At 61.5% G+C, this 15,262-nt stretch carries 19 protein-coding genes; 7 read left to right on the top strand and 12 right to left on the bottom strand.

Annotated features, from left to right (window positions below; translation table 11 throughout):
* Nucleotides 1-68: 68 nt before the first annotated feature.
* Nucleotides 69-1,231 (top strand): IS3 family transposase gene (locus AB5Y59_RS11075; RefSeq protein WP_103243192.1). Its coding sequence is split into 2 segments (ribosomal slippage): nucleotides 69-324 and nucleotides 324-1,231, totalling 1,164 coding nucleotides; the frame shifts between segments, so codons are not numbered across the junction.
* Nucleotides 1,232-1,445: 214 nt separating this feature from the next.
* Here AB5Y59_RS11075 and AB5Y59_RS11080 read toward each other — a convergent pair.
* The 8 genes from AB5Y59_RS11080 to AB5Y59_RS11115 form a co-directional block, all read right to left on the bottom strand.
* Nucleotides 1,446-2,294 (bottom strand): TIGR03899 family protein, encoded by an 849-nt coding sequence (locus tag AB5Y59_RS11080; protein ID WP_010675590.1) that lies wholly within the window; start codon nucleotides 2,292-2,294, stop codon nucleotides 1,446-1,448.
* Between the two features lie 120 nt (nucleotides 2,295-2,414).
* Nucleotides 2,415-2,891 carry a DUF3299 domain-containing protein gene (locus AB5Y59_RS11085; RefSeq protein ID WP_010675589.1) on the bottom strand — a complete coding sequence of 159 codons (477 nt, stop codon included), beginning with the start codon at nucleotides 2,889-2,891 and terminating at the stop codon, nucleotides 2,415-2,417.
* Between the two features lie 31 nt (nucleotides 2,892-2,922).
* The gene (locus tag AB5Y59_RS11090) at nucleotides 2,923-4,170 is read right to left on the bottom strand and encodes an ABC transporter permease (protein ID WP_368211988.1); all 1,248 of its coding nucleotides are present in this window, start codon (nucleotides 4,168-4,170) and stop codon (nucleotides 2,923-2,925) included.
* A gap of 58 nt (nucleotides 4,171-4,228) precedes the next feature.
* Entirely contained in the window at nucleotides 4,229-4,915 is a 687-nt protein-coding gene (locus AB5Y59_RS11095; protein WP_368211989.1) for an ABC transporter ATP-binding protein, read from the bottom strand.
* 4 nt (nucleotides 4,916-4,919) lie between these two features.
* Nucleotides 4,920-5,504: a DUF2796 domain-containing protein gene (locus AB5Y59_RS11100; RefSeq protein WP_368211990.1), complete on the bottom strand. Its 585-nt coding sequence runs from the start codon at nucleotides 5,502-5,504 to the stop codon at nucleotides 4,920-4,922.
* A gap of 36 nt (nucleotides 5,505-5,540) precedes the next feature.
* Nucleotides 5,541-5,831, bottom strand: coding sequence for a hypothetical protein (locus tag AB5Y59_RS11105; protein WP_080944090.1), 291 nt, complete (start codon nucleotides 5,829-5,831; stop codon nucleotides 5,541-5,543).
* Nucleotides 5,832-5,874: 43 nt separating this feature from the next.
* Nucleotides 5,875-6,417, bottom strand: coding sequence for a YtfJ family protein (locus tag AB5Y59_RS11110; RefSeq protein ID WP_010675585.1), 543 nt, complete (start codon nucleotides 6,415-6,417; stop codon nucleotides 5,875-5,877).
* 204 nt (nucleotides 6,418-6,621) lie between these two features.
* Nucleotides 6,622-7,500 carry a hypothetical protein gene (locus AB5Y59_RS11115; protein WP_042880471.1) on the bottom strand — a complete coding sequence of 293 codons (879 nt, stop codon included), beginning with the start codon at nucleotides 7,498-7,500 and terminating at the stop codon, nucleotides 6,622-6,624.
* A 123-nt stretch (nucleotides 7,501-7,623) separates the two neighbouring features.
* Here AB5Y59_RS11115 and AB5Y59_RS11120 point away from each other — a divergent pair, with 123 nt between their 5' ends.
* Nucleotides 7,624-7,974, top strand: coding sequence for a hypothetical protein (locus AB5Y59_RS11120; RefSeq protein WP_010675583.1), 351 nt, complete (start codon nucleotides 7,624-7,626; stop codon nucleotides 7,972-7,974).
* Between the two features lie 25 nt (nucleotides 7,975-7,999).
* On the opposite strand, the gene ppa is transcribed toward AB5Y59_RS11120, so the two are convergent.
* Nucleotides 8,000-8,530 (bottom strand): inorganic diphosphatase, encoded by a 531-nt coding sequence (gene ppa / locus AB5Y59_RS11125; RefSeq protein ID WP_005335667.1) that lies wholly within the window; start codon nucleotides 8,528-8,530, stop codon nucleotides 8,000-8,002.
* A 233-nt stretch (nucleotides 8,531-8,763) separates the two neighbouring features.
* On the opposite strand from ppa, the gene mpl reads away from it, so the two are divergent.
* The gene (mpl, locus tag AB5Y59_RS11130; protein WP_139737274.1) at nucleotides 8,764-10,134 is read left to right on the top strand and encodes a UDP-N-acetylmuramate:L-alanyl-gamma-D-glutamyl-meso-diaminopimelate ligase; all 1,371 of its coding nucleotides are present in this window, start codon (nucleotides 8,764-8,766) and stop codon (nucleotides 10,132-10,134) included.
* A complete protein-coding gene (locus AB5Y59_RS11135) occupies nucleotides 10,131-10,742 on the top strand; it encodes a flavin prenyltransferase UbiX (RefSeq protein ID WP_368211991.1) in 612 nt (203 codons plus the stop codon). The genes mpl and AB5Y59_RS11135 overlap by 4 nt, the downstream gene beginning before the upstream one ends.
* Before the next feature lie 78 nt (nucleotides 10,743-10,820).
* Here the strand turns inward: AB5Y59_RS11135 and AB5Y59_RS11140 are convergent, their stop codons facing one another.
* Nucleotides 10,821-11,435, bottom strand: a complete 615-nt coding sequence (locus tag AB5Y59_RS11140) for a TetR/AcrR family transcriptional regulator (protein ID WP_029314803.1) — start codon at nucleotides 11,433-11,435, stop codon at nucleotides 10,821-10,823.
* Between the two features lie 201 nt (nucleotides 11,436-11,636).
* On the opposite strand from AB5Y59_RS11140, the gene hpt reads away from it, so the two are divergent.
* From hpt to AB5Y59_RS11155, 3 genes are all read left to right on the top strand, one after another.
* On the top strand, nucleotides 11,637-12,167 hold the full coding sequence (gene hpt, locus AB5Y59_RS11145) for a hypoxanthine phosphoribosyltransferase (RefSeq protein WP_010675579.1): 531 nt from the start codon (nucleotides 11,637-11,639) through the stop codon (nucleotides 12,165-12,167).
* Between the two features lie 112 nt (nucleotides 12,168-12,279).
* On the top strand, nucleotides 12,280-13,197 hold the full coding sequence (locus AB5Y59_RS11150) for an ABC transporter ATP-binding protein (RefSeq protein ID WP_039040845.1): 918 nt from the start codon (nucleotides 12,280-12,282) through the stop codon (nucleotides 13,195-13,197).
* Nucleotides 13,194-13,967, top strand: a complete 774-nt coding sequence (locus tag AB5Y59_RS11155) for an ABC transporter permease (protein WP_010675577.1) — start codon at nucleotides 13,194-13,196, stop codon at nucleotides 13,965-13,967. Before AB5Y59_RS11150 ends, AB5Y59_RS11155 begins: the two co-directional genes overlap by 4 nt.
* Before the next feature lie 61 nt (nucleotides 13,968-14,028).
* Here AB5Y59_RS11155 and AB5Y59_RS11160 read toward each other — a convergent pair whose 3' ends face one another.
* Together AB5Y59_RS11160 and panC are read right to left on the bottom strand one after the other, a co-directional pair.
* The gene (locus AB5Y59_RS11160; protein WP_010675576.1) at nucleotides 14,029-14,376 is read right to left on the bottom strand and encodes a putative quinol monooxygenase; all 348 of its coding nucleotides are present in this window, start codon (nucleotides 14,374-14,376) and stop codon (nucleotides 14,029-14,031) included.
* Nucleotides 14,377-14,396: 20 nt separating this feature from the next.
* Complete coding sequence (gene panC, locus AB5Y59_RS11165; RefSeq protein WP_368211992.1) at nucleotides 14,397-15,251, bottom strand: pantoate--beta-alanine ligase; 855 nt, start codon at nucleotides 15,249-15,251, stop codon at nucleotides 14,397-14,399.
* Between the last annotated feature and the right edge of the window lie 11 nt (nucleotides 15,252-15,262).

Consider the following 15,262-nt stretch of genomic DNA (forward strand, 5'->3'; position numbering starts at 1 on the left):
TGTAGTGGTCTAATCATCCCGGACACCGTTTTAGGTGGTACAGTCGCCACCATTATTTGAGGTGTTCAATGACAAGATTACGTCGCTCATTTACTGCCGAGTTCAAGCTGGAAGCCGCATCCCTGGTGCTCGACCAAGGCTATTCAGTCCCCGAAGCCAGCCGTTCACTGGATGTCGGCGAAACCGTGCTGCGTCGATGGGTTCAGCAACTTCAATCAGAACGAAGTGGCGCTACACCTGCTAACCGGGCGCTGACCCCTGAGCAGCAAAAAATTCAGGAGTTGGAAGCCCGCATCAACCGGCTTGAACGCGAAAAGGCCATTCTAAAAAAGGCTACTGCTCTCTTGATGGCGGACGAACTCGAACGTACGCGCTGATAGACCGATTAAGGGAGCAAGCCCCCACCACCCTGGTCTGTTGCGCTTTCGGTATACCAACCGCCTGTTTTTACGACTATCTGGCTCGCAGGCGCACAATTAACCGTGAACGGGTGCAGCAGAGAAGTGAGTTACGGTGTTTGTTCAAAGAGAGTAGAGGCTCAGCTGGCAGCCGGGCCTTGATGTCAATGATGCGGGCACTGGGGCATCAGATTGGTCGGTTCAAGGTGCGTCGCCTGATGAAGGAGGCCGGGCTGGTCTCCAAACAACCGGGAGCTCATCGTTATCAGGTCGCGCGGTCTGAACGACCGGATATTCCCAATCTTCTGGCGCGTGAATTTGATGTCCAGCAACCCAATCAGGTGTGGTGCGGCGACATCACTTACGTATGGGCAGGTGGCCGCTGGCATTACCTGGCCGCGGTGCTCGACCTCCACACCCGACGGGTCGTGGGCTGGGCGATGTCCGGCAGGCCTGATGCTGAGTTGGCCGTGAAAGCGCTCGACATGGCGTATCAGCAACGGGGCTGCCCGTCTGGCGTGCTGTTTCACTCCGACCAGGGCAGCCAATACGGCAGCCGGGTATTTCGGCAACGGCTGTGGCGCTATCGCATGACCCAGAGCATGAGTCGGCGTGGCAACTGCTGGGATAACGCGCCGATGGAGCGGCTGTTCAGGAGCCTCAAGACGGAATGGCTTCCGACCACGGGGTACATGAGCCTGCGGGAAGCCAAGCGGGATATCAGCTACTACCTGATGGATTACTACAACTGGCGGCGCCCGCATCAACACAATGATGGGATACCGCCAGCAGAGGCCGAAAATCGGCTTAACTGTGTGTCCGGATTTAGTTGACCACTACACTGGTTGCAATTCGTACACCAGAGTGCCCAAAAACGCTTAAATTGCGCTCTATATGTCTCTTTTGCGCTCAAAACCCGCAGAGGGGGGAACATGGCCCGGGCTCGCGTCCGCCCCTGCCGTCAGGATTCGCTTTTTGGGAGCCGTTTTGGCAATGGCGGGGCGGGTTTCGCAATTTGGCAAGGCGGGGCCGGGGCCTCCGCCAGCCTCAGGCGGGCAGATCCGGCTCGCTGACCGGGGCCGGCATCTGGGTCTCTATCTGCAGGTGGGTGGAGAGCAGGGTCTTCAGATCCTGCAGGTACTCCTCCAGGGGGGGCTCGTCCAGCAGCAGGGCAAGCTCGTTGCCTACAGGGGTGAGCCGGTAATAGAGCAGGGTGAGGTTGCTCTGGCGTTGGCGCAGACGCCAGCGCTGGTTGCCAAAGGCCAGCTCGACCCCGTCGGCGGGCAGGGGACCGGATTCGAGCTCGCCACGGTGCAGCAGCCCGAGATCGCACAACAGCAGCAGGGCGCTGTAGGGCACCCGGTATTTGCCGAGCCCCATTCGGGTGACCTTGGCGCGACTGAGCAGGCTGGCCCCCTTGTGCATGCCCAGCAGCAGACGCTGCTCGTCGCTGCCCTCGTAGTGGCAGGAGAGGGCGCAGATGCGCTGGAACAGCTGGGCTTCGCGCTGGGTCATCTCCTTGAGGGTGTTGAGGGCACGGATGGAGAAGCGGCCCGGGGTCGCCACTTCCAGGGCGAAGATGCGGCCCCACAACTGCTGCATGGGGGTCATGCTGATGTCTTCGGCCAGTTGCAGGAAGCGGGTGAGCCAGTCGCTGTCTATCTCGCCGCCGGCGGCGGTCTCTTCGCAGTGGCGCGCGGCCATCACCATGATGGATTCCAGATTGCGCTGGCGGGTGGCCTGCTCCGCCAGCTGGCGGAAAGTGGCGCGCTGCTCGAAGGTGCTGTCGCTGTTGCGGGTGAGCATGCCATCGATGCCGCGGCTGCGGGCCAGGCGCAGGGTCTGCTCCTGGCTGCTCAGGATGGAACTCTCTTTCTTGGGGGGCAGGTCAGCCATGCTGGCTCCGTGATGGCAAGGTCTGGTAGTGAATGTTACTCCAACCAGATCCATGAACAATCCCTTTGCCGGGGTCGTCACGGGATAAAAAATGGCCTCCCGGGGGAGGCCATCAGGGGCTCACTCTTCGTAGACGCTGACCTCGACCGCGTCCATGGAGTAGGAAGCGGTGGCCATCTCGTGGCTGGAGCTGACGGTGTGCATCTTGCCCTTGACCCAGATGGCGTCCCAGAGGTCATCCACCGGCGCCCCCTTGGGGTAGCTCACGTAGATCACCTGGTTGGTGGGCGGGGGCGGCACGTGAATGCAGGCGCCAAAGTAGGGGACCAGCAGGAAGGCGGTGATGGTCTTGGCATCCCCTTCCAGGGGCACCACGAACCCGGGGATCCGCACCTCCTGATTGTCCAGCTTCTTGTTGACGCCCCCCACCGGCTGCGGCACCGAGGAGAAGTCGCCATCATGGCTGACCTGGGGCGGTGGCAGCAGTTTTTCCCCCTCCGGGATGAGGATATCCCAGTCGATGGTCTTGTAATCTGCGGCCATGGCAGGCAGCACCAGCAGGCTGGCCAGCAGCGCCACTATTTTCCACTTCATCATCTGTTCTTCTCTCTTGGTCGGATGCGTCGGGTCAGACGCGAATGCTCATGCCGTCGCTCAGGCTGTAGCGGTAAGCGCGGGCGGCAGGCAGCAGCCCGATCACCATGCCCGCCAGCCAGACCAGGCCCAGCAGTTGCCACTCATAGGCGCTCGGCAGACCCAGGCTCATTTGCAGGCCATAGTGGCTGAGCAGCCAGGGGCTAGCAAGCCCCTGACCGAGATAGAGCGCGGCCACCCCGAGGGCGATGCCCGCCGTGGTGAGTGCCATCGCCTCCAGCGCCAACAGCAGGAAGAGATGGGCAGGGCCCGCCCCCAGGGAGCGCAGAATGGCGAGCTCGCGGCGCCGCTCGTTGAGGCCGGCGAGCAGGGTGGTCAGCATGCCGATGAGGCCCGCCACCACCACGAAGCCCGCGATCACCGACAGGGCGGTCTCCGCCACGCTCATCAGCCCCCAGAGCTCCTGCAGGGCGGCCCCCGGCAGGATGGCCATCAGGGGCTCCCTGGGATAGGTGTTGACGCTGCGTTGCAACTGGAACGCCAGGATCCGGTTGCTCAGCCCCACCATGAAGGCGGTGATGGTCTTGGGGGTGAGATCCAGCGCCATCGCCTGTTCCGGGGTCACGTTCTTGTTGTGACGACCGGTGTCCCAGCCCAGATGGATCGCCTCTATGCCCGCCAGCGGCACATGAATGGTGCGATCGATGGGGGTGCCGGTGGGGGCCAGGATCCCCACCACCTTGAACGGCATGTTGTCGTGCTGGCTGAACGAGGTGTTGCCGGCGCCATGGGCGATGACGATGGATTGATCCAGGTGATAGCCGAGCTTTTCGGCCACCTGGGCACCCAGCACCGCTTCAAACGGTGTTTCGAAGGGGCGACCTTCGCGCAGGACGAGCGCCTGCTGCTTGCCGTACTTCAGGTGGGTGAAGTAGTCCCCGTTGGTGCCGAGCACGCGAAACCCCTTGTGGGAGTCGCCGAGGGAGAGGGGGATGGTCCAGGCGATACCGGGCCTGGCCTTGATGGCCTGGTAGGAGTCCCAGCCCACGTTGTTGGTGGGGTTGCCGATGCGAAACACCGAATAGAGCAGCAGGTTCACCTGGCCGGAGCGGGCGCCGACGATGAGATCGGTGCCGGAGACGGTGTTGGCGAAGCTGTCCCGTGCCTGACTGCGCACCCGCTCCACCCCGAGCAGCAGGGTGACGCTGATGGCGACGGCCAGCAGGGTGAGCCCGGCGGTGAGGCGACGGGCCCAGAGACTTTGCAGGGCGAGTTTCAGCATGAGAGCCTCCGCAGTGAAGGGGAGATGGCCGGACGGGCTGCGAGATGATGGCGTGTGGTCATGCCGCCCTCCGGTTGAGCTGTTGCAGGTTCTCCACCCGGGGGAAGAGGGGCTCCAGATAGGGATCGTGACTGACGAAGACCAGGGTAGATCCCTGCTTGTCACACTCCTCGAACAGCAGCCGGATGAAGGCGGCCCGGTTGTCGCTGTCTAGGGCCGAGGTGGGCTCGTCGGCGATCACCAGAGGAGGGGAGCCTATCAGGGCGCGGGCGGCGGCGACTCGCTGCTGCTGGCCGATGCTGAGGGCGTGGACGGGGCGATGGAGTGCCTCATCCGGCAGTTGCAGTTCTGCCAGCAGGCGGCGCGCCTCCTGCTCGGGGCTCCCTGTCAGGCGGGCCCGCTTGGCGGGTGAAAAGGTGAGGGCAGCGGTGACGTTGTCCTGCACCGAGAGAAACGGCAGCAGATTGAACTGCTGGAAGATGTACCCCAGATTGGCCGCCCGGAACTGGTCACGGGCGCGGCCGGAAAGCCGGGCCAGGGGCTGGCCCAGCACCTCCAGGGTGCCGTGGTTGGCGGTCTGGATACCGGCCAGCAACCCGAGTAGGGTGGACTTGCCACAACCCGATGGGCCCTTGATGAAGACGCGCTCACCCTCGTGGATGCGAAGGGCGGGCAGATCGAGGACGGCTTCGTGACCCGGCCAGGCAAAGGCCAGATCACGGATCTCAACCACGGCATGTTTCATGGTGTTACCAGCCCAGTTTGTTGGCGGACGGAGTCAGTTCGGCGGCGGTCTGGCCGGTGGGCAGTATGCCCTGCACGCTCAGCTTCTCCAGGCTCGGGTAGAGGCTGAACAGGGTGGCCTCGAGACCGGTGAGCTTGGCCGGGGTAGCGCAGGTGTAGGTGTACATGGCTCCCATGTCCGCATGGCCCGCGTCGTCGTGATGGTGTTCATCGTGAGCGCCATCAGCCTTGACGTGCTCGTGCTCGTGCTCGTGCTCATGGTCATGATCTTCCTTGGCGGCCTGCAGCTCTTGCTGGGTCAGCTTGCAGCCGGCGGCCGGGTCGAAACGGAAGAGGGCGTCGGGCTGCTGGAGGCGGGCCACCGCCTTGGCATACTGCGCTTTCTCCTCATCGGTGTTGGCGGCATGCTCGAAGCCCACCAGATCGGCGGCAGGGGCCTGCAACTCGATCATCAGCTGGTTGCCGTCGAGTACCAGGTTGAGGTGGCCGTGACCGTGCTCATGGGCACCGTGGCTGTGGCTTTCGTGTTCGTCGTGATTGGCCTGGGCGCCGAAGGCGGCAGCGGCCAGCAACAGGGTGACTGCTTTCATCGTTAATCCTTTTGAATAAATAGAGAAAAGATTGGTTCAAAAAAAGAAACAATGAAGGGGCGGCGGGGCGCGGATACGGCGATGTCCCGTGGTGCCGGTGGCCGCCCTCGGTTGGGGAGTGCCGATATACCGGTCGATGCCAAAGGAGAGGGGAGGGAGTACGGGGGTCGGCGTCAGTGCCAGCTTGCCATCCAGATGCAGGACGCAGAGGGTGCAGGCATGACCGTGATCGGGCAGGGCAGCTTCAAGAGGGTGCTGTGCCAGCACCGGTTGCATCCACAACCAGCCCAGCAGCAACACCCAGATTGTCAGTGTGGAACGACCCATAGACCCTTGTGGAAAGGGCGCCATCAGCGCCCTTCTCTCTGATTCAGAGATGGGACTGGATGAGCCCCATCACCTTGGTTATCTCGGCGGCATCGAGCTGGCCATCTTTGGCAAACAGCACCTTGCCCTCTTTATCCAGCAGTATGATGGCCGAACTTTCCGGGGTAAGCGCCCAGGCGTTGCGGGCCATCCCCTTGGCATCCAGCACCATGGCGGACCAGGGGAACTCCTTCTTGCTGTCCTCGGCACTGCTCTTCACGAAACCGGACGTGCCCCAGATGGCGTCATTGCTGTTGATGATGGTGACGGTCTGGTACTTGTCGTGGGGCAGCTTGGCCGCCTTGATCGCCTCGATCATGGGGGCATTGAGCTCCTTGGCGCTGGAGCGACCCGCGATGTGCTGGATCAGGAAGACCTTGCCGGTCAGGACCTTGCTCTGCCAGGGCTGATAGCTGATCTCCTTCTCCTTGAGCACCAGCTCCCCCTTGTCGCTGATGTTGACCAGCGGCACCTGGGTTGATTCCTTGATGTTGTGGGCCATGACCAGGGTTGGCAGCAGCGCCAGAGTAAGCACGAGATGTTTCATCCGGATGACACTCCTTTGTGATGTTATAACGATTTTTGGGTCGAGGGAATGGGACCCTGAACATCCTAAACTGATCGGATCTGTTTAAAAAGTGTTAAATAATGCAGGGTGCGACGGTGATCTTGTCAACATGGGCGCCATCCCCCAATGATGGCGGCAAGGATGGCATGTCATCCATCAAAAGCAAGTGATGGTCAGAAGAGGCTAGTAGAGCGGTTCGCTGATCAAGGGAATCTGGGCCATCGTCATCTGCTGGGCCAGCAGGGGAGAACCGGTGAGCAGCACGTGGCGCTGATTGCCGATCACCAGGGTGTCTCCCTCAAGGCCGCTGTCGGCCGTGATGGCGAGCCAGGCCGGCGAGACGCTGCCGATGCTGATGTTCGGATAGATGATGCTGAGGCTGTACTGGGGCGCCAGCTCCGCCAGCAGACTGGCCATGAGCAGCGCCTTCTCGTCGCTGTCGGCCTTGTTGTCCTGCAGGGCCTGCAAGGGCGGAGCGAAGTGGTCCATCTGCTCGGGCGGGGTGGGGATGCCGCTCAGCCACTCCTGCAGCAGGATGACGCTGGTGGCGAGATCCTTGGCCGAAAACTGCTGTGCCAGGGGTTTGAGGTCTCCCTTGAACTGATAGAACAGCTGGGAGTAGTTGGGGCGCACACAGGGCAGCTTCTGATTGGCCGGGTGAACGCAGGGTTGGACCCGCATCTCGTAGAAGGCGTCCTCCTGATATTGCCGGTAGGCCTGCCAGAACTGGGCGGATTCGAGGCTGCTGTCGTGCAGGGTAAAGGCCTGTTCCAGGTTGCGGAACTTGGTAGCCGTCTCCGGGCTGTGCTGGTTGATCTGGTTGATGCTGTTGTAGAGGCGCGGACTGATGTAGGAGTAGAGTGTTTCCAGCGGGAAGTTGAGGGCGGTGTCGAGCTGTGTCATCTCGTGACGGCTGGCTGAAAAGGTGCGCTCATCTGCCGTCAATTGCAGGTGCTTTTGCTGACCATCCGCAGATTGCCACTGCCAGCTCAGGTTGATCTCGTTGGCCTGCGCCATGGTGCCGAAGAGCAGACTGCACAGAAAGCCTTGTGCCAGTTTCATGGTGCGCCTCCGCCTGGGTTGATAATAAACAACTAGGTGAGTGACCGGCATTTGGATTGGTCTGGTGACAGATATATTGGTAATTATCTGATCTGACTTTAAATTTAATTCAGGAAATAAGTCATGGGGGAAATCATCATGAAGCTTGTTTCACGGTTTCTGCTGATATTGGTGGCCACGCCGGCGCTGGCGGGGCAGGTCATCGTCAATCAGGGATTGTCCAGCGCGGATACCTTCGCCTTGCGGGATCAGCTGGCCCGGGAGCATGAATGGCAGGAGTGGCTGCGCTTCCAGCAGGCCATCAAGTGGCTGGAGGTGCTGCCGGTCAACTGCGATCTGGTGGGAGGTGCCGGTCAGGAATATCGCTGCGGTGATGACTATTACCGCCCCTATCGGCAAAACGGGCGCGACCTCTATATCCAGGGGGATCCCCCCGGAGCGTCTCCGCAACGCCCCATAAAAAAGGCGCCATAAGGCGCCTTTTTTGCGAGGAATACGCTTATTTTGCAGCGTAACGCTCGGCAGAGGTCTTGATCTCTGCTTCGGCAGCAGCCTTGTCGCCCCAACCTTCCACCTTGACCCACTTGCCCGCTTCCAGCTCTTTGTAGCGCTCGAAGAAGTGCTGGATCTGGGCTTTCAGCAGCTCGGGCAGATCGTTCACATCCTGGATGTGATCGTACTGCTTGGTCAGCTTGGAGTGGGGAACGGCCACGATCTTGGCGTCTTCGCCTGATTCGTCGGTCATCTTCAGCACACCGACCGGGCGGCAGCGGATGACGGAGCCGGCCAGCAGCGGGTAGGGAGTCGGAACCAGCACGTCGACCGGATCCCCGTCCAGGGACAGGGTGGCGTTCACGTAACCGTAGTTGCACGGGTAGAACATCGGGGTGGACATGAAACGGTCAACGAAGATGGCGCCGCTGTCCTTGTCGACTTCGTATTTGATCGGGTCGGCGTTCTGCGGGATTTCGATGATGACGTAGATGTCGTCAGGCAGGCTCTTGCCGGCCGGTACCAGGTTCAGGCTCATGACGTTTCCTTTGAGTGTTGGAGTCAAGTTTGCAGGCCGACATTATAGCGATGTCCCGTCAAATGACCATATTTCAAGGGCCGGGTGGCGTGGCGGAGGGTAGCTTTTCCCCGCGCTTGCCCGATTTCTGTCGTCTGCGGGCGCGGATGCCTTCGCTCCCCATGGGCGCGGCTTGTGCCACCGGGTCAACAGACCCTAGAATGCGCACTCCCTTTACTGGAAAAGGCAGCGGTATGCACATTCACATTCTCGGGATCTGCGGCACCTTCATGGGTGGTCTGGCGGTGTTGGCAAAACAGCTTGGCTATCGGGTGACCGGCTCCGATGCCAACGTCTATCCCCCCATGAGCACCCAGCTCGAGCAACAGGGCATCGAACTGACCGAAGGCTACGACCCCTCCCAGCTCGATCCGGCGCCGGATCTGGTGGTGATCGGCAATGCCATGAGCCGTGGCAACCCCTGTGTGGAATATGTGCTGGACCGCAATCTGCCCTATATCTCCGGCCCTCAGTGGCTGCTGGAGCACGTGCTGAAGGATCGCTGGGTGCTGGCCGTCGCGGGCACCCATGGCAAGACCACCACCGCCAGCATGCTGGCCTGGGTGCTGGAGTATGCCAAGCTGGAACCCGGTTTCCTCATCGGCGGCGTGCCGGGTAACTTCCCGGTTTCCGCCCGTCTCGGCTCGGCTCCCTTCTTTGTGATTGAAGCGGACGAATATGACTGCGCCTTCTTCGACAAGCGATCCAAGTTTGTCCACTACCACCCGCGCACCCTGGTGATGAACAACCTGGAGTTCGACCACGCCGACATCTTCCCGGATCTCGCCGCCATCCAGCGCCAGTTCCACCACCTGATGCGCACCGTGCCGAGCAACGGCCGGGTGCTCTTCCCCAAAGGTGATGACAACCTTACCGCCGTGCGCGAGATGGGCTGCTGGAGCGAGGTGGAGCTGGTGGGCCAGGACGACGCCAAGTGGAAGGCGGTGAAGCTGGCCGATGACGGCTCCGCCTTCGAGGTGTGGCTGGATGGCGTGAAACAGGGGGAGGTGCACTGGGAGTGCATCGGCGAGCACAACATCAACAACGGTCTGATGGCCATCGCCGCCGCCCGTCATGCCGGTGTCATGGTGGAGCACGGGATCAACGCCCTCTGCCAGTTCAAGTCCCCCAAGCGGCGCATGGAGCTGAAAGGGGAAGTGGCCGGCATCAGCGTCTATGACGACTTCGCCCATCACCCCACCGCCATCGAGACCACCCTGGGTGGACTGCGCGCCAAGGTGGGCAAGGCCCGCATCCTGGCAGTGCTGGAGCCTCGCTCCAACACCATGAAGCTGGGGGTTCACAAGGAGGAGCTGGCCGGTTGCTTCGACGGTGCCGACGAGGTGTTCTTCTTCCAGCCCCCCAACATCGGCTGGGATCTGGGGGAGGTGACGGCCCACATGACCCGGCCTGCCCGGGTATTCGAGGCCCTTGATGCCCTGATTGGCGCCCTGGTGGCCGAGAGCCGCCCAGGGGATCATATTCTGATCATGAGCAACGGCGGATTCGGCGGCATTCACGACAAGCTGATCGCCCGCCTCAAGGAGCTGCAGAGGGCATCATGAACAAGGCCATCACCCTGGCGCTGACCGGCGCCTCCGGCGCACCCTATGCCCTGCGCCTGCTGGAATGCCTGGTGCAGGCGGACTATCGGATCTTCCTGCTCGCCTCCTCGGCGGCCAGGGTTGTGCTCAAGACCGAGCAGCAGCAGGATTGGCCGGGCTCCCCCAGGGAGATGTCGGCGTACCTCTGTCGCCATTATGGTGCCAAAGAGGGTCAGATCGTCGCCTGCGGCAAGGAGGAGTGGTTCTCGCCGGTGGCTTCCGGCTCGGCGGCCCCCAAACAGATGGTGGTCTGCCCCTGCTCCATGGGCACCGTCTCGGCCATTGCCAACGGCACCTCGGACAACCTGCTGGAGCGCGCGGCGGACGTGGTGATCAAGGAGCGGGGCCAGCTGATTCTGGTGCCCCGGGAGAGCCCCTTCTCGGCGATCCATCTGGAAAACATGCTCAAGCTTGCCCGTCTTGGCGTGACCATTATGCCGGCGGCGCCAGGGTTCTACCATGAACCCAAAAGCATCGAGGATCTGGTGGACTTCATGGTCGCCCGCATCCTCGACCACCTGGGTGTCGAGCATGAGTTGACCAGTCGCTGGGGTTATGCAAACCACTGATACGGCGGGGAGCGGACAAAAAAGCGGCGCCGGGCNGGGCTGTAAAGCCCGGCGCCGCTTTGTCAACATCTGCACGAGTCAGCTGGCCTGGATGGGGGCCGTCACGTACTTGAACAGGAAATCAGTCACCTCTTCCCGGCTCGGACGCTGCGGCTGATTGATCATCTGCATCATCACATAGCCAAAACCGGTCAGGGAGCGGGCCAGATCCTGCGCCGACAGCACGCTCTGGATCTCGCCGTTGTCGATGGCCCGTTGCAGGTGGGGGGCAATGCGCTCCAGCGCCTTGTCCAGCAGCCGGGTGTAGCGAGGCCACACTTCTTCCCGCACCGAGGAGCTCCACTCCAGCCAGATGCTGGCGTGATCGGGCTTGTCATAGGCGGCGTCAACGAACAGCTTCACGTGGCGGTGAATGCTCTCCCTGGCGGAGCCCTGACCGTTGTAGGCCTGTTCGAGGATCTGCTGTACGAAGGCTTCGATTTCTGTCAGCACTTCGTCGACCAGATCTTCACGAGTATTGAAATAGTTAAAAACGGTCGCAACCGAGACCTTTGCCTGTTCGGCTATCTCGGCATGCCCCGCACGGCCGATGCCGCGACGGGAAAATACCTCGACGGCACACTCCATCAATTGATCACGGCGAGCCTCCGGCGAAAGCCGGGTTCGACGTCTTATTTCTGCGCGTGGTTCCATAGTTTTTTCATCTAATAGTTATTGATTATGGTGTTTATAGTATTGTCACCGATAATGCCCGAAGGCTTGCTAACTCTATCAATTAAAATAAGCCGATAAAAGCATCACGTATGCCTGACGCCCACTGGTTGGAGTGGTAGAATCCTCGGTTTTGACGTTAATGAACGGCCAATAACCCTTTGGTCATTATTGGAGTATGTGATGAAACACATTGTCGAGGTGATGATCCCCGAGGCCGAGGTTGCAGCCCGGATCGCCACGCTGGGTGAAGAGATTACCGCCCGTTACCAGGGCTCCGAGGAAGTGGTCATGATCGGCCTGTTGCGCGGCTCCTGCGTCTTCCTGGCGGATCTCTGCCGTCAGTGCCAGTTGCCCATCACCCTGGACTTTATGACTGCCTCCAGCTATGGCTCCGGCATGCACAGCACCCGTGACGTGCGCATCCTCAAGGATCTGGATGACGACATCAAAGGCAAGGACGTGGTGATCGTGGAGGACATCATCGACACCGGTTACACCCTCAACAAGGTGCGCGAGATCCTCTCCCTGCGCGAGCCGAAATCCCTGGCCATCTGCACCCTGCTGGACAAACCGTCCCGCCGCGAGGTTCAGGTGCCGGTGGACTGGCTTGGCTTCTCCATCCCGGACGAGTTCGTGGTGGGCTGTGGCATTGACTACGCCCAGAAGTACCGTAACCTGCCTTTCATTGGCAAGGTGGTACCGCAAGAGTAAGCCGGGTCCGAAGTAGCAAGGCAGGCTGGCCGGCCCGCCATCGACTGTCTTCAGGCGGCGTCACAGCCGCCTTTTCTGTCTCGAGATGGGCTCATCCATCACAGGGGTTGCAATGAACGCATTGGAAATCAGCGGTCTGAAGAAGACCTATCAGGGGGGCGTCGAAGCCCTCAAGGGCATCGATCTCACCGTCAAACAGGGGGATTTCTTCGCCCTGCTCGGTCCCAACGGGGCGGGCAAATCCACCACCATCGGCGTGATCAGCTCACTGGTCAACAAGAGTGCCGGCAAGGTGAAGGTATTCGGTCATGACATCGATACCGATCTGGAGCTGGCCAAGTCCCAGCTTGGTCTGGTGCCCCAGGAGTTCAACTTCAGCCAGTTCGAGAAGGTGAGCCAGATAGTGACTCACCAGGCCGGTTTCTATGGAGTGCCGCGGGCCGAGGCCAAGGTGCGCGCCGAGAAGTACCTGCGCCAGCTCGATCTGTGGGACAAGCGCGACATGGCGGCTCGCACTCTCTCCGGTGGCATGAAGCGCCGATTGATGATCGCCCGCGCCCTGATGCATGAGCCCAAGCTGCTGATCCTGGATGAGCCGACCGCCGGGGTGGACATCGAGATCCGTCGTTCCATGTGGAGTTTCCTCAAGGATCTCAACGAGCAGGGGGTGACCATCATCCTGACCACCCACTACCTGGAAGAGGCCGAGATGCTGTGCCGCAACATCGGCATCATCGACAAGGGCCGTCTCATCGAGAACACCAGCATGAAGAGCCTGCTCGGCAAGCTGGGTCGCGAGACCTTCCTGCTGGATCTGGTGCCGGGTTCCACCGTACCGGCCCTGCCCGAGTTCAACGGCCGGATGCAGGATGAGAACACCCTGGAAGTGGAGCTGGAGAAGAGCCAGTCCCTAAACAGCCTGTTCGAGCAGCTCTCCGCCCAGGGGGTGAAGGTGCTCAGCATGCGCAACAAGGCGAACCGGCTGGAAGAGCTGTTCGTCAATCTGGTAGAGGAGGGTCGCAAAGCATGAACCCCATGACCTATTACATCGCCTTCAAGAGCATTCTGGCCAAGGAAGTGAGCCGCTTCACCCGGATCTGGATCCAGACCCTGGTGCCGCCCGCCATCACCATGAGCCTCTACTTCGTCATCTTCGGCAACCTCATCGGCTCGCGCATCGGTGACATGGGTGGCTTCAGCTACATGGAGTTCATCGTACCCGGCCTCATCATGATGTCGGTCATCACCAACTCCTACTCCAACGTCGCCTCCTCCTTCTACAGCGCCAAGTTCCAGCGCAACGTGGAGGAGCTGCTGGTGGCGCCGGTGCCCAACTACATCATCATCGCGGGGTATGTGGGCGGTGGCGTGGCGCGCGGCCTCTGTGTCGGCCTCATCGTCACCCTGGTGTCGCTGTTCTTCGTGCCGCTGCAGATCCATCACCTGTTCAGCGTCTGCGTGACCGTGCTGCTCACCTCCATCCTCTTCTCCCTGGGGGGGCTCATCAACGCGGTGTTCGCGAAGTCGTTCGATGACATCAGCATCATCCCGACCTTCATCCTGACTCCCCTGACCTATCTGGGGGGCGTCTTCTACTCCATCACCCTGCTGCCGCCGTTCTGGCAGGGGGTTTCCCAGGTGAACCCCATCATCTACATGGTGAACGCGTTCCGCTACGGCTTCCTCGGGATCTCCGACGTGCCCCTCGGCACCGCCTATCTCATCATCATCGGCTTCATCCTGGTGCTCTACGGGATGGCCTGGTGGCTCATCTCCCGCGGCACCGGTCTGCGCCACTGAGGCGCAGCACCTGCCAGCAAAAAGGCGCCCTCGGGCGCCTTTTTATTTGCACATGTCGGTCTCAGAGGGCCGGGGCATCGTAGTCCGCCGGCTCGTCGCTGTAGACGCAGACGTTCCACTTGGCCGCGAGGCCATCATCCGCGAGGCAGTAGCGCTCGAAGAAGGCCTTGATACCGGCGCGCTGGCAGTGGGCCTCGAAGCTCGCCATGTCGCGCCAGATCTCGTTGAAGACGATGGGGAAGCTCTCCCCCTCAGCAAAGGGGCTCTGGATATGGCGGGTGACGATGTACTGCAGGCAGCCATCTTCACGCAGGGTGTCGGGTTCGAGCCCTTGCAGGACGCGGAACAGGGCCTGCTCCTGGCCCGGCTTGGGCTGGAACTGGGCGATGCAGTAAACCTTCTTGGACATCGTGGTCTCCTTGCCGTGTCTCAACCCCGCAGGGCGACGACCCGGTTGTCGATGAGGCGGGCCTTGCCCAGATAGGCGGCCATCAGGATCACCAGGCGCTGGCTCTCGGCGCTGGCGGATTCCAGGGTGTCGGCATCGACGATGTCGATGGCATCCGTCCTGAATCCCGCGTTGTCGAGGCGCTGGCTGGCCTGGGCAACCAGGGAGGGGAGGTGACTGTTCCCCGCTTCAATCTGCCCGGCAATCCAGTTCATGGTGCGCGCGAGCTCGGGGGCGATGGTCCGTTCGGCAGCGGTCAGATAGCCGTTGCGCGAAGAGAGGGCCAGCCCGTCTTCGGCCCGCACGGTCGGCACGCCCACGATCTCGATGGGCATGGCCATGTCGGCCACCATCTTGCGAATGAGCGCGAGCTGCTGGTAATCCTTCTCGCCAAAGCAGGCCACGTTCGGTTGTACCAGATTGAACAGCTTGGTGACCACGGTACTGACCCCGCGAAAATGCCCCGGACGCAGCGCCCCTTCCAGCAGGCTGGAGATGCCGGGCACCTCGACGAAGGTCTGGCTGGCGAGCCCCTGGGGATACATGATCTCCGGCGTCGGGGTGAAGACCAGGTCCACACCGGCGGCCTCCAGGGCGGCGCAATCCTGCTCCAGGGTGCGGGGGTAGTTGGCGAGATCCTCGGCCTTGTCGAACTGCAAGGGGTTCACAAAGATGCTGACCACCACCTTGTCGCCATGGCGGCGGGCCTCCTCGACCAGGGTGAGATGACCCTGATGCAGATTGCCCATGGTGGGCACGAATGCGATGGCGCGGCCTTCGCGATGCCATTGACCGATCTGCTCGCGCAGCGCGGCGGGATTGTTCACAACCAACATCGTCAGTTCAC

Origin of the sequence: Aeromonas sp. s10 (assembly GCF_040907975.1) — a bacterium.
Classification (GTDB): domain Bacteria; phylum Pseudomonadota; class Gammaproteobacteria; order Enterobacterales; family Aeromonadaceae; genus Aeromonas; species Aeromonas caviae.